This is a genomic window from Shewanella sp. NKUCC01_JLK, from assembly GCF_019345615.1.
In the GTDB taxonomy this organism is placed as follows: Bacteria; Pseudomonadota; Gammaproteobacteria; order Enterobacterales; family Shewanellaceae; genus Shewanella; species Shewanella oncorhynchi.
Genome location: NZ_JAHKRD010000001.1, coordinates 375,960 through 389,369, shown reverse-complemented (window position 1 = coordinate 389,369; position 13,410 = coordinate 375,960). Strand labels below are relative to the sequence as shown.

General features: G+C 45.0%; 15 protein-coding genes. 10 read left to right on the top strand and 5 right to left on the bottom strand.

Features of this window, described 5'->3' with window-relative positions; genetic code table 11:
- Positions 1-13: 13 nt before the first annotated feature.
- The gene (locus KO537_RS01740) at positions 14-853 is read right to left on the bottom strand and encodes a 2OG-Fe(II) oxygenase family protein (protein WP_219233719.1); all 840 of its coding nucleotides are present in this window, start codon (positions 851-853) and stop codon (positions 14-16) included.
- Positions 854-1,225: 372 nt separating this feature from the next.
- On the opposite strand from KO537_RS01740, the gene KO537_RS01735 reads away from it, so the two are divergent.
- A complete protein-coding gene (locus KO537_RS01735; RefSeq protein WP_219233718.1) occupies positions 1,226-2,131 on the top strand; it encodes a bifunctional methionine sulfoxide reductase B/A protein in 906 nt (301 codons plus the stop codon).
- A 154-nt stretch (positions 2,132-2,285) separates the two neighbouring features.
- On the opposite strand, the gene hemB is transcribed toward KO537_RS01735, so the two are convergent.
- Complete coding sequence (gene hemB / locus KO537_RS01730; RefSeq protein WP_219233717.1) at positions 2,286-3,269, bottom strand: porphobilinogen synthase; 984 nt, start codon at positions 3,267-3,269, stop codon at positions 2,286-2,288.
- Positions 3,270-3,620: 351 nt separating this feature from the next.
- Between hemB and tsaB the strand changes: the two genes are divergently transcribed.
- The 7 genes from tsaB to rnd all read left to right on the top strand — a co-directional run bounded on the left by tsaB (position 3,621) and on the right by rnd (position 10,439).
- On the top strand, positions 3,621-4,334 hold the full coding sequence (gene tsaB, locus KO537_RS01725; protein WP_219233716.1) for a tRNA (adenosine(37)-N6)-threonylcarbamoyltransferase complex dimerization subunit type 1 TsaB: 714 nt from the start codon (positions 3,621-3,623) through the stop codon (positions 4,332-4,334).
- Positions 4,335-4,440: 106 nt separating this feature from the next.
- Complete coding sequence (locus KO537_RS01720; protein ID WP_219233715.1) at positions 4,441-4,755, top strand: hypothetical protein; 315 nt, start codon at positions 4,441-4,443, stop codon at positions 4,753-4,755.
- Positions 4,748-5,476, top strand: coding sequence for a M50 family metallopeptidase (locus tag KO537_RS01715; protein ID WP_219233714.1), 729 nt, complete (start codon positions 4,748-4,750; stop codon positions 5,474-5,476). Before KO537_RS01720 ends, KO537_RS01715 begins: the two co-directional genes overlap by 8 nt.
- A 210-nt stretch (positions 5,477-5,686) precedes the next feature.
- A complete protein-coding gene (locus KO537_RS01710) occupies positions 5,687-6,499 on the top strand; it encodes a class I SAM-dependent methyltransferase (protein ID WP_028760197.1) in 813 nt (270 codons plus the stop codon).
- 21 nt (positions 6,500-6,520) lie between these two features.
- A complete protein-coding gene (locus KO537_RS01705; RefSeq protein WP_219233713.1) occupies positions 6,521-7,381 on the top strand; it encodes an alpha/beta hydrolase in 861 nt (286 codons plus the stop codon).
- A 204-nt stretch (positions 7,382-7,585) separates the two neighbouring features.
- The gene (gene fadD / locus KO537_RS01700) at positions 7,586-9,259 is read left to right on the top strand and encodes a long-chain-fatty-acid--CoA ligase FadD (RefSeq protein WP_028760195.1); all 1,674 of its coding nucleotides are present in this window, start codon (positions 7,586-7,588) and stop codon (positions 9,257-9,259) included.
- 70 nt (positions 9,260-9,329) lie between these two features.
- Complete coding sequence (gene rnd / locus KO537_RS01695) at positions 9,330-10,439, top strand: ribonuclease D (protein ID WP_028760194.1); 1,110 nt, start codon at positions 9,330-9,332, stop codon at positions 10,437-10,439.
- A gap of 92 nt (positions 10,440-10,531) precedes the next feature.
- Here the strand turns inward: rnd and minE are convergent, their stop codons facing one another.
- From minE to minC, 3 genes are read right to left on the bottom strand one after another with little or no spacing between them, the layout of a single operon-like run.
- Complete coding sequence (gene minE / locus KO537_RS01690) at positions 10,532-10,789, bottom strand: cell division topological specificity factor MinE (RefSeq protein WP_028760193.1); 258 nt, start codon at positions 10,787-10,789, stop codon at positions 10,532-10,534.
- Between the two features lie 2 nt (positions 10,790-10,791).
- Positions 10,792-11,601 (bottom strand): septum site-determining protein MinD, encoded by an 810-nt coding sequence (gene minD, locus KO537_RS01685; protein WP_006086391.1) that lies wholly within the window; start codon positions 11,599-11,601, stop codon positions 10,792-10,794.
- 27 nt (positions 11,602-11,628) lie between these two features.
- On the bottom strand, positions 11,629-12,294 hold the full coding sequence (gene minC, locus KO537_RS01680; protein ID WP_006086392.1) for a septum site-determining protein MinC: 666 nt from the start codon (positions 12,292-12,294) through the stop codon (positions 11,629-11,631).
- A 122-nt stretch (positions 12,295-12,416) separates the two neighbouring features.
- Here minC and KO537_RS01675 point away from each other — a divergent pair, with 122 nt between their 5' ends.
- Positions 12,417-12,695 (top strand): YcgL domain-containing protein, encoded by a 279-nt coding sequence (locus KO537_RS01675; protein WP_028760191.1) that lies wholly within the window; start codon positions 12,417-12,419, stop codon positions 12,693-12,695.
- 143 nt (positions 12,696-12,838) lie between these two features.
- Positions 12,839-13,279, top strand: a complete 441-nt coding sequence (locus tag KO537_RS01670; protein WP_219233712.1) for a YcgN family cysteine cluster protein — start codon at positions 12,839-12,841, stop codon at positions 13,277-13,279.
- Positions 13,280-13,410 lie beyond the last annotated feature (131 nt).

Below are 13,410 nucleotides of genomic sequence, written 5' to 3'. Positions count from 1 at the left end.
GCTGAATTAAGGCTTAGATCACCCCGAGTTCGCGCAATCTTTCCATCAGATAGCTGTCAGCGGTATAGCGATCCGATAGCACTACAGCAGGGTTTGGATGTAAAAATAACGGCAAAGAGATCCGCGACTTGGTTTTATCCGTACCTTCAGGATTGATGACGCGGTGTGACGTCGATGGGAAATAGCCGCCAGAGGCTTCCTGTAACATGTCACCGATATTGATAATAATGTTGCCAAAATCGCTTGGAACATCTAACCAAGTGCCATCTTTGGCTTTCACTTGCAATCCAGGCTCATTGGCTGCAGGTAACACTGTGATAAGGTTAATATCTTCGTGGGCCGCGGCGCGAATGGCGCCCATTTCTTCACTGCCCGTCATCGGCGGGTAATGCAGAATGCGCAGCAAGGTTTTTTGGCTGTTGGCGATCATTTCTGGCAATGGCATCGAAAACTTGGCTTTTACGTCTTCTGGTGAGTAGGTTTCGATCCACTCTAATAGTTCTGCAGCCAGTGCGTTGGCTTTATCGTAATAGGCGAGAATATTGGCATGCAGTGAATCGGGGATACGGCCCCAAGGGTACACGTGGTAGTACTCTTTAATGTCTTTGACTGTGTTGCCTTTAGCGGTTTCAGAAATCGACGCAGGGAAGAAACCGTCGTGAGTTTCTTTTTTAAACATATAGTCGTTTTTGGCTTCTGAATTAAAAAAGGCTTGCCACTCGGTGTAGATGTCTTCAACTAAGCGCTTATCAATCGGATGATTAGATAAAACACCAAAGCCAGTTTCCCGAAGTGATTCAACGAATTGCTGGGCACTGTTTTCAGCGCGGTAATCAATGGTTTCTAATTTCATTTTGGTTTCTACTTGTTATATTTAGTTGTAATTTGACCCGCTGCAAGTGTAGCCGTGCACTGATGTGGGTGCAAATACTCAGCGACTGTGATCTGGATCAACTGCCGTATTTTCCGTCATTTATGCAGTTGCTTATATGAGTACTTAATATGAACACTTATATTAGTACTTACTTGAGTGGTAAGATTTTAGTCACCAAATCCGTTAGTATGGGCATTAGATTTGTTGTGATTGGATTGATGTCAGCCGCATTTTGAAGCCGAGTGCAAGAAATCTTGCTTGGAGTGGGTCTTATGTTGGCTTCCTTATAAATCAGCTTCTTAATCAAAGAATATCGAAATACACAACGACGTGAGTCGAAAGGGCATTAATATGAATAAACTGACCGATTTTGAACGCTATGTTATCGAAGAGAAAGGCACTGAACGCCCCTTTAGTGGTGAGTATTATGAGCACGATGCTAAGGGTTTGTATTTATGCAAAAAATGCCATGCCCCCTTGTATCGCTCTGAGCATAAATTTAATGCCCATTGTGGCTGGCCTGCCTTCGATGATGAAATTGCCGGCGCTGTAACCCGCCACATAGACGCTGACGGCCGCAGAACTGAAATTGTTTGTAGCCAGTGCGGTGGTCACTTGGGGCATGTCTTTGAAGGTGAAATGTTAACACCTAACAATATCCGTCACTGTGTTAACTCAGTTTCTATGGTTTTCAAAGGGATGGATGATGCTGTTGAACCAGCACCGAATCACTTTGCGACTTTGGGTGCTGGGTGTTTTTGGTGCGTCGAAGCGATTTTTAAAAGCCTAAAGGGCGTGGTGAATGTCACTTCAGGTTATGTCGGCGGCGAAGCCCATGATGCCGATTATAAATCTGTTTGCTCGGGCCAAACCGGCCACGCGGAGGTTGTGCATATCGAGTTCAACCCTGAGGAAATTGATTTTACGACGCTATTACAGGTCTTTTTTGAGAGCCATGATCCGACCACGCTTAATCGCCAAGGTAATGATAAGGGGCCACAATATCGTTCCGTGGTGTTTACCCATAATGCTGAGCAGATAGAGCAAACTACCGCTATGCTTGCTCAGTTAGCAGTAGCCAAGGTTTTTGATGCGCCGATAGTGACCCAGGTTTCAGCGTTTGATACTTTTTATCCCGCTGAAAATTATCACAATGACTACTTCGCTTTACACGGTGAGCAGCCCTATTGTCAGATGGTCGTGCGTCCTAAAGTGGAAAAAGTGAAAGCCTTGTTTGCAAGATTGCAGAAGGCTTAAGCGATTTAGCACAAGGTGTTAAATACAAAAACGCCACCGATAAAGGTGGCGTTTTTATGGGGTTTCTAAAGTGCAAAACCTAGTTGTTCTCTTAACAAGCCGCTTAGCTATCGATTTAACGATTAGCGTAATTTTTGATTCGCTACCGACGCAACTATCGGCTTTCAGTTAACCATTGGGCGTATTGTTTAGTGTAATAGCTGACAATCAAATCTGCACCCGCCCGCTTTAAGCCGATAAACGTTTCAGTCACCACCGCACGCTCATCCAACGCGCCCGCAAGGGCGGCAAATTTAATGCCCGCATATTCACCGCCGACTTGATAGGCGGCGAGTGGCAAGTGGGTTTCTTGTCTTAAACGGCTGAGCACATCTAAGTAGGGGGTGCCAGATTTAACCATCAGGATATCGGCGCCTTCGGCTTCATCTAATGAGGCTTCTAACAGGGCTTGACGACCATTAGCATAATCCAGTTGATATCCCTTGCGATTTCCGCTGAGTTCACAATCAACCGCTGCTCTAAAAGGACCGTAAAAAGAAGAGGCGAATTTTGCCGAGTGGGCCAGAATCGCCACATGTTCAAAACCTGCGGCATCGAGCCCTTGGCGAATGGCTTTCACTTGACCGTCCATCATGGCCGATGGTGCTAACATATCAGCGCCCGCTTTGGCGGCTGTTATCGATTGCTTAACTAAATTTTCGACTGTGAGATCGTTGCAGACTTCATTATTGTGCACCACGCCGCAATGGCCGTGGTCTGTGTATTCACAAAAACAAATGTCGGGGATTACCATCATCTCAGGCACGGTAGCTTTAATGGTGTGCACCATACGGGCGAGTAAACCATTGTCGTCCCACGTATCGCTGCCTTTATCATCTTTAGTGTGGGAAATCCCAAAGGGCATCACATAGCGGATCCCGAGGGCGTAAAGCTCGCGAACTTCATCCGCCAGTGCGCTCTCAGGTAAACGGCTGATGCCAGGTAACGTGGAGATAGGCACAGCATGGGTGATGTGCTCTTCAATGAACAGGGGATGGATAAGATCGCTTAGCGAAATATGGGTTTCGCGCAGCAGATCGCGCATTGCTTCTGAATTACGTAAGCGTCTTAAGCGACGCAATGGAGGCGTGTTTAACATGAAATGTCCTTATCGAAAGCGGGTTAAAGCAATCGTACAATACTAAGGGAAAGGCAAGGGATAAATTCGCCCCTTACTTTTCTGCTCTGACAATCAAAGTTGAAAAAGTTTCCCCAAGCGAGCTATATTCATTAATGAGTTTATTGATCATTGACTTAGATCACATAAATCCATCTCGTCCAGATTTGCGACTGAATATCATGTGAGCGCTATTTTAGCTGAGTTGCTTGCTTAGCCCTTTGTTTTCGGGCATTTAATGTTATTATTTGCGCCAGTTTTCTCATGGCATATTCGCGCAATACAGATTATGTAAATTTGATGCGAAATCTTGCCCGCTAATCCGGTTTTGAAATGACAATAACACACGAACACTCTGCTTGTATTCTTGCCTTAGACACTTGTACCGAATCCTGCTCAGCTGCGCTGCAATACCAAGGTCAGATGTATGCTGAACTTGCCGATGCGCCGCGTGAACACAGTCAACGTCTGCTGCCTATGGTCGATTCAGTGCTCAAGCAAGCGGGCATTCGCTTAGATAAAGTGACTGCGATTGCTTACGGACGAGGCCCTGGCAGTTTTACGGGGATCCGTATTTGCACGAGCATGACGCAAGGTCTGGCACTGGGGTTAGATTTGCCTGTGATTGGTATTTCAACCTTAGCGGCAATGGCACAAATGGCGATTAGCCAGCATCAAGCCGAGCAAGTTTTGTGCACCATTGATGCGCGCATGGGCGAAGTGTATTGGGGCCAGTTTGTGGCCGTTGATGGTATTGCAACGCTTGTCGGTAAAGAAGTGGTCAGTGCGCCTGCGGACGTACTACTTCTGCTCGATACTCAAGCGCCAATTGTGGGCTGCGGTACAGGTTTTGATGCTTATCCCGATTTACTGGCACTCGGCAAGGGGATTTTAGCTCTCGAGGCCGTGAAATATCCCGATGCAAGGGCTATGCTGATATTGGCTGAAGCAGGCATGAAAGCAGGACTGACAACCTCGGTCGATGAGCTTGAACCTGTGTATTTACGTGATACAGTCACATGGAAAAAGTTACCCGGTCGTGAATAAGCTGTTCTTTGCCTGAGTATCTGCGATAGAATCTCAGGCAATTAATGCTAAGCATTCTTTACGATGAATGGCTTAACGATGAATAGTGCAAACTTAAGGCTTCTTGATGCAAGTTAATGTGAATCAAATGAGTTTGACGAATGCTGTAGCGAGTAATAGACCCGCTATCGCTCAGGGGCTGACTGCGCCTGAATCGTCACGCCCAGTGATTGAGCAAGATGCCGTCGAAGCCCTTAGTTTAGAAACTCAGCATAAAAGTAAAAGCGCAGCAGGAAATTTACAGTCAAGGCTTGGTGCGCACCTCGAGTATGAGCAAGATACTCGCGGCCATCAGGGAGCGATTGCCCAATATTTACAAACCCAACATGCCGCCAAACGCGATGAAATTCAGCAAATGGTGGGTGTGGACTTGTATGCTTGAGCATCAAAAAACGTCTTCTAGTTCAACCTCGCGATTTTCCTCTTCTAAACTGACAGGCTTAGCCACAAGCGGTGTGCCAAGCCGTGGTTTGTTTATTATCGAGCTAGTTTTAGCTTTATTGATAACTCGAATTCCCTATTTGAGCGTGCCGTTTAAATGGCTTGAAAGCTATTTCCATGAATTGTCCCATGGCATTGCAACGATTTTAAGCTCGGGCGTGGTCAGCCATATTCAGTTGTTTCCGAATGGCGCAGGATTTTGTTTTAGCCAAGGCGGCTCGCCGATGTTTATTGGCTTTGCAGGGTATTTTGGTGCGGCCTGTTGGGGATATTTAATCTATTTATTAGCGACTTGGCCAAAGGGGATCCGCGTGAGTTTTGCCTTGCTAGGTGCCTTAGTCGTGCTAAGCGGCTTGCTTTGGGGCAGGGATATTCTCACGTTAGCGATTTTAGCTGTGCTGACTATTATTTTGTTGTTACCGCTTAAACTCAGTCAAAACAAAATGTTGACTCAGTTTTTGCGTATTATTGGCTTGATGATCATGCTTAATGCACTTGCGAGTCCGACTGTGTTGCTCGGGCTTGATGGCCAAGGTGATGCAGTGATGTTGGCCGAGCGTTCTTGGATCCCCGCGTGGATTTGGGTGGGATTATGGTTATTAACCAGTGCCTGCGCTTTGTATTTTGCGTGGCGCCGCGTAGATAATGCCGCAAGTCGTTAGTTCTCAAGCTTGTTTAATGCCTCAGTCGTCTAGTGTTTTCCCCATCGTTTTTCTGCTTTGAACTTTGTTGATTTAGGTAAAGGTGATTTTGCTCATCACTTTGAGCTATAACCACTTATGTCGCTTAAAGCTTAGTTTTCCGACTTCTATTCCTTGGATTTTTGGCCATTGGCTGCTAGGTTAAGCCTTCGGTATCCATGGAGAATTACAATGAAAAAAGTCACCTTAGTTGCCAGTCTGCTGCTTGCTGGTTTATGTTCGAGTGTTACCTATGCCGATGAAAGCTTAGATAAAGTCTTAAAAAGCGATTTTCGTCAGGCTAAAAATGCCAGTCGTGACGTTTATCGTCATCCCGCTGAAACCTTAACTTTTTTTGGCATTACCCCAAAACAGACTGTGATTGAACTCTGGCCGGGTAATGGCTGGTACAGTGAAATATTAGGGCCTTATCTTGCTAAAGAGGGCCAATATATCGCAGCCAGTTTCGAAACGGCTCCTGCGACAGATACTCCCGGAAATCGTTATCGCGCTAACGCGGGTACTAAGTATGCTGCGTGGATGACTGCCAATAAAGACGTCATGGGCAATGCTAAGATTGTTACCTTCGATCCTCCACATAAGATGGATTTAGGCGCTGATGGTAGTGCTGATCTGGTATTAACCTTCCGAAATCTACATAACTGGGCATCAACAGATCAGTTGGAAAACGTGTTTGCCGCGTCTTATAAAGTGTTGAAGGACGGCGGTATCTTTGGCGTGGTAGAGCATAGAGCCAACGAAGGAATGAACTTCAGCACTGGCTATATGGATCAAGCTGCTATGGTTGCTTTAGCCAAAAAAGCAGGTTTTACCTTAGTTGAAAGTGCAGAAATCAATGCGAACCCCAAAGATACGAAAGATTACGCCAAAGGTGTTTGGACGCTACCGCCCTCTTTTGCCTTGGGTGATACCGATAAAGAAAAATACCAAGCGATCGGTGAAAGTGACCGTATGACACTTAAATTTGTCAAAAAATCATCTTAATTACCTGACATCAGAGGCATTATGTGGCAATCTTTCGCCCCCAAAAATCAAATCGAATTTGTATTACCTCATATTACGGTCGCGGGCCGATTATGGGGGGCGAAGGATAAACCTTTATTGCTTGCCTTACATGGTTGGTTAGATAACGCCAACAGTTTTGAACCTTTAGCGCATTTACTCGATTATCAAGTGCTCGCCATTGATTGGCCGGGACACGGCTTTTCTGCACATAGGCCGGGACACTATCCACTGCATTGGATTGATTATTTGTATGATTTAGACGCGTTGTTAACGGCATTACCGCAAAAGCCAGCGGCAATGATTGGGCATTCGCTCGGCGGTATTATTGCCTCAGCTTATACGGCGACGTTTCCCGAAAAGGTTAACAAGCTGGTATTGATTGAAGCGTTAAGCCCCTTGTCTGAGTTGCCAACGCAAGCTAAGGCGCGATTGAAAAAAAGCTTCTATCAGCATGAGAAGTATTTAACTCAGAAACATGGGCAGGCAAAGATTTACGACAGTATAGATACTGCGGTGCGGGCGAGGGCACATTTAACAGGACTTGCCGAACCTTGGTGTCGTTTGTTGCTCGATCGTAATATGCAGCCCGAAGGTGATGGCATAGGTTGGCGTAGTGATCCTCGATTAAGATTAGATTCACCCCAACGATTAACCTTCGCCCAAGTTGATGCCTTGATGCAGGACATCAATGTCGAAACCTTATTAATTTGTGGCAAACAGGGATTTAGTCAGTTGCAGAGCGCGATACCTAAGGCAAGAACGTGGTTCAAGCATTTGTCTGAGCACATAATTGAGGGCGATCATCATGTGCATATGGACAATGCCGAAGGCGTTGCACGTTTGATCCGCAAATTCGTTTAATAGGTTGCTTATATGGGTATAAAAAAGACGCTAGGTTTTTTGTTTTTTTTATGTGATGATGATCAAAATTAAAACGCTCGTATGATTTATGACGAGTAAATCAATAACTATAAAATGTAAGCCGGTATTTTAACTCGGTATTTATCGAGTCTTGACGCTTGTATGGATATTGTTTCCGCAGTTGTGGGGATTTAGGAGAGAGTAGTGGATCAGCCTTGGATTAATCATTTGCCAGAAGATGTGCCTGCTGAAATTAATGTGGAACAATACTCATCGCTTGTCGACATGTTCGAGACAGCGGTGGCTAAGTATGAAGATCAACCTGCATTTATCAACATGGGTGCCACGCTAACCTATCGTAAATTGGAAGAACGCAGCCGAGCATTCGCTGCGTATTTACAAAATGAATTAAAGCTTGAAAAGGGTGACCGTGTCGCCTTGATGATGCCAAACCTGTTGCAGTATCCCATTGCACTGTTTGGTGTTTTGCGTGCAGGTATGGTGGTTGTTAACGTTAACCCACTTTATACACCGCGCGAACTTAAACATCAGTTGATTGACTCTGGCGCTAAAGCCATTGTGGTGGTGTCAAACTTCGCCCGCACTTTAGAAGAAGTGGTCGATCAAACTCCCGTTGAAAGCGTGATTATCACCAGTTTAGGTGATCAATTAAGTGCACCAAAACGTACCTTAGTGAACTTTGTGGTGAAGTACATCAAGAAGTTAGTGCCAAAATACGATTTACCCCATGCCTTATCAATGCGCGATACCTTATCAACGGGTCGTCGCATGCAATACATCAAACCTGAAGTTACTAACGATGACTTAGCATTTTTACAATACACTGGTGGTACCACAGGGGTCTCTAAAGGCGCTATGTTGACCCATGGTAATATTGTCGCAAACGTATTGCAGGCCGATGGTGCATATTCTCCCGCTTTAAACGATGGCAGTGAGTTTGTCGTAACGGCTTTGCCGCTGTATCACATCTTCGCCTTGACCGTGAATTGCCTGCTGTTTTTGCACAAAGGTAGTCAGAATTTACTCATCACCAATCCTCGCGATATCCCAGGATTTGTGGCTGAGTTGAAAAAGTATCCTTTTACCGCATTAACTGGGGTGAATACCTTATTTAACGCTTTAGTGAATAGTGATGATTTTTCCCAGTTGGATTTCTCACGCTTAAAACTTTCTATCGGTGGCGGCATGGCGGTACAAAAAGCCGTGGCGGATAAATGGCAAACCATTACTAAAACCCGTTTACTTGAAGGTTATGGTCTGACGGAAGCCTCACCCTTATTAACCTGTTGTCCATATAACTTAGACGGTTATAACGGTTCAATTGGTTTTCCTGCCCCTTCGACACTGATCCAAATCCGTAATGATGACGGCAAGGTATTAGCCCAAGGCGAAACCGGTGAACTGTTCGGTAAAGGTCCTCAGGTGATGAAAGGCTATTGGCAACGTCCTGAAGAAACCGCCAAAGTGATCGATACTGACGGTTGGTTAGCTACGGGCGATATTGGTTATATGGATGAGAAAGGTTTCTTCTATATTGTCGACCGTAAGAAGGACATGATCTTAGTATCAGGCTTTAACGTATTCCCTAACGAAGTCGAAGAAGTGGTCGCACTTCATCCTAAAGTGATTGAAGTGGCTGCCGTTGGTGTGCCAAACGACGCCAGTGGTGAGTTAGTGAAGGTATTTGTGGTGGCAAAAGATAAATCTTTAACCGCTGAAGACATCATTAAGCACTGCCGTATTCATTTAACGGGATATAAAGTGCCGAAGCTGGTAGAATTTAGGGACGAGTTACCTAAAACCAACGTGGGTAAAATCTTGCGACGAGAGCTTAGAGACGAAGCTAAGCGCGCGTAAGATTGAAGCCGGCATTTGCCGGCTTTTGTTTTTATGGACTGTGATTGACCCACAGGATCTGGAGAAGAATTTGTCAGCGTTTCAATATGTGAGTGATGAAGCAAGCCTTAATGCCCTCGTTGCACAATATAAACAGAGTAAGATACTCGTGTTAGATACCGAGTTTGTTCGTACTCGTACTTATTATGCCAAGTTAGGTTTGATCCAAGCCTATGATGGTAAAACCTTAGCTTTGATTGATCCGGTCGCTTTACCTGATTTAGCCCAGTTTTGGGCGCTGTTATCGGACCCGAATATCGTTAAGCTAGTGCATTCCTGCAGTGAAGACTTAGAAGTTTTTGCCCACTATGGCAAATGTCAGCCTACGCCTTTGTTTGATAGCCAAATTGCCGCCTCTTTGTGTGGTATGGGCCACGGTGTGGGTTATGCCAAGTTAGTTGAAACTTGCCTTGGTGAAGTGATCGATAAAGGTGAGTCGCGTACAGATTGGATCCGTCGTCCTTTAACGGAAGCCCAGTTAAGCTACGCCGCCAATGACGTCCTGTATTTGTATCAGCTCTATCCTCAACTGGAAGCGAAACTCAGCGCCCAAGGGCGTTTAGCTTGGTTATACGAGGAAGGGGAAAGGATGACTCAGGGCAGGCTTGCCGATCCTGATCTTGATACAGCCTATTTGAAAGTGAAAAATGCTTTTCAACTCACTGAAATTCAATTGGCTTACCTTAAAGTGCTCGCCAAATGGCGCCTTGAAAAAGCCTTAGTCCGTGATTTAGCCTTAGGTTTTGTGATCAAAGATCATGGTCTTATTGCATTAGCGAAGAAGCAACCTAAAACTTCGGCTGACTTGTTTAAGCTCAATGACTTGACCGAACAGGAAAAACGCATCCACGGCAAAGATTTATTACGTGTGCTACAAACTGCGGATTTAGTTAATTTACCCGAGTTAGTGGATGTATTGGCGTTAAAATCAGGCTACAAATCGGCCTTTAAAGCGATTAAAAGCTGTTTGGTCGAATTATGCGAAAAGCATGATGTGCCGCAGGAAATGCTCGGTTCTAAACGTCATATCCATGAGTTTTTGCAATGGCGTTGGGATAAGCAACAAGGGGATTTACCAGCAGTGTTATGCGGTTGGCGAGGGGAATTGGCAACTGAGGCTTTAGCAAAGCTTGAGGTCTAGTGCTTAATATTTCGTACTTGAATCCATTGCTGAAAAATATCCACATCAAAATGTCATCTTCAATTGAAGATGACATTTTTTGTGTCATCGACTTATCTGTCAGGCAAAGTGACGTTAAGCTCGAGTACCGACAGGTTGGCGTCGTTTTGATCTAACTGCACAGAAACTTGATCATCAGAAATCGGCACATATTTGCGAATAACGGCAATGATCTCTTGTTTCATCTGTGGGAAATAATCGGGAGTGTCCCTTTGTCCACGTTGATGAGCCACGATGATCTGTAGGCGCTCTTTTGCCATTACCGCAGTGCTAGGCTTTTTCTTGCTTTTGAAATAGTCGAGTAAAGACATAATTAGCTACCAAATATCCGTTGTAAGAAACCTTTCTTTTCTTCCGTAATAAAGCGTACTGGTACATCTTCACCCAGTAAGCGTGCGACTGTATCACTGTAGGCTAAACCCGCATCACTTTCTTGGTCGATAATCACTGGTACGCCTGAGTTAGAGGCTTTCAGTACAGATTGTGACTCAGGAATAACGCCGAGTAACTCAATGGCCAGAATTTCTTGAACATCGTCGACACTTAACATTTCGCCCGATTTTACACGGCTCGGTGAATAACGAGTCAGCAGTAAGTATTCTTTGATTGGCTCAAGGTTTAGCTCGGCGCGGCGTGATTTGCTTTGCAACATACCTAAAATACGGTCTGAATCGCGCACTGAACTGACTTCTGGGTTCGTGGTCACAATGGCGATATCGGCAAAATACAATGCCATCATAGCGCCTTGCTCAATCCCAGCGGGAGAGTCACACAGAATAAACTCAAAGTCTTTGGCCAAATCGTCTAAAACACGGCCGACGCCTTCTTTGGTCAGTGCATCTTTATCACGGGTTTGTGAAGCGGGTAAAACGAATAACTTATCGCAGCGTTTATCTTTGATCAGCGCTTGATTTAAATTGGCTTCACCATTGATCACATTAACGAAGTCATAAACAACACGACGCTCGCAACCCATGATCAAGTCTAAGTTTCGTAAACCTATATCGAAATCAATAACGACTGTCTTGTGTCCTTGCATGGCAAGACCGGTCGCAATTGCAGCACTCGATGTGGTTTTACCTACGCCGCCTTTACCTGAAGTGACAACAATAATTTGTGCCATGTTTCTCTCTATCCTTTGTTCTGCCATTTAGAGGGGCAATGATTCAACCATAAGCGACTCACCGTTTAGGCGAATGCAGCCGCTTTTATCTGAGCTATGTTGTTGTAGATTTTCAGCGAGCCAATATTGCCCTGCTATTGAAACGAGTTCGGCCTCCAGAGAGTGGGCAATGATAACGGCGCTGGTATCGCCCGCGGCGCCTGCCATGGCTTTCCCTCGTAATGCGCCATAGATATGAATGCTACCATCTGCGATGACTTCTGCGCCATTGCCTACCGCACCAAATATGATTAAATCACCATTTTTTGCATAGACTTGTTGGCCTGAACGAATATTTTGCTTCACTATTTTAGTTTGGCGCGGGGCCGGCGGCGGGGTACTGCTCTGTTTTCCCGCTTTGACTATGGCAAGGCCTAAGTCTTTTGCTTGTTTACTGAGTACAGTTGTCGCGCCCGTTATACCAACAATCACTAATTGACGTGAGATCAGCAGATCCTTTAACGCACTTAAATTCAAGCTGTCGTGCTGAATGGCACTCAGATTGACGACTAAAGGAGCACCCAGAAAAAACTGAGGAGCCTGTGCCAATTTATGGTCTAATTCAGTCATGACAGCTTGTAAATCGCTGCTATTAATATGAAGCACTGAAAGAGTAAAAGAAGCGCCTTTTAACTCTAAGCTAGGTTTTGACATCCCGGCACTATTCTCCAGAAATCATCAGTCGGTTCGCTGATTTTACAATTAAATTACTAGGCGACCATGTTATAGTGTGCCCCATTGACTGGCAAGTTTGAACTATTGGATATTTGATTCTTATGCTATGTGCCGTTTATAAAAGTAGCCGAAAGGCTGATACTTATTTATTTGTGAAGAAAAGAGATTGTTTTGACGATGTTCCAGTGCCTTTGATGGAAATGTTTGGCGTGCCAAAGTTGGTGATGGTGTTTCCTATCGCTAAGCGCGACGCGTTAGGAATGGCAGATATACATAAAGTCAGAGCAGCAATGGCAGAAAATGGCTTTTATTTACAAATTCCACCACCTCAGGTGAATTTATTGGCTGAGCATAAGCTGAGCCTTGGGATCAAAGATTAACCAGGTAGCATCAAGACGCTGCTAATGAGCTCAGGCGCGTGAAACCACACTCGTTAATCTCAGTGGCATTGCGTATCTGACGACAAATTAGTGTAAAATAGCCCGCATTGAGCGGGTTTTTTATTAAGAAGATACAGTTAATCATGGCATTTTGGCAGAGTAAAACATTAGCGCAGATGAGCACAACCGAGTGGGAATCCCTGTGTGACGGTTGTGGTAAATGTTGTTTAAACAAGTTGATAGATGATGAAACCGAAGACTTGTATTACACCAATGCAGCTTGCCTTTTGCTCGAACATCAAACGGCAGGCTGTCAGCATTACAGTGACCGTTTCACCCATGTCCCCCAATGTACAGTGATCACGATTGATAATATCCATGAGTTAACTTGGTTGCCCGACAGTTGTGCCTATCGCCGCCTAGCGGCAGGGCGTGAGCTACCGAGTTGGCATCCGCTGCTCACAGGCTCCAAAGAAGCGATGCATTTAGCGGGTATGTCGATCCAAGGCAAGGTGGTGGATGAAAGACGCGTGAAGGATATTGAAGATCATATCGTGCTATGGCCACTTAAAGACGTGGATTAACAGACGTGAATTCATTTTGCCGTAGCGTTATCGATTGAAAATCAACTTATTAATTGAAACGACACTTGTTGATTGGAAAGTGACCGTCAGAATGAAAACAACAAGGGAACGATTATCGCTCCCTTGTGCAT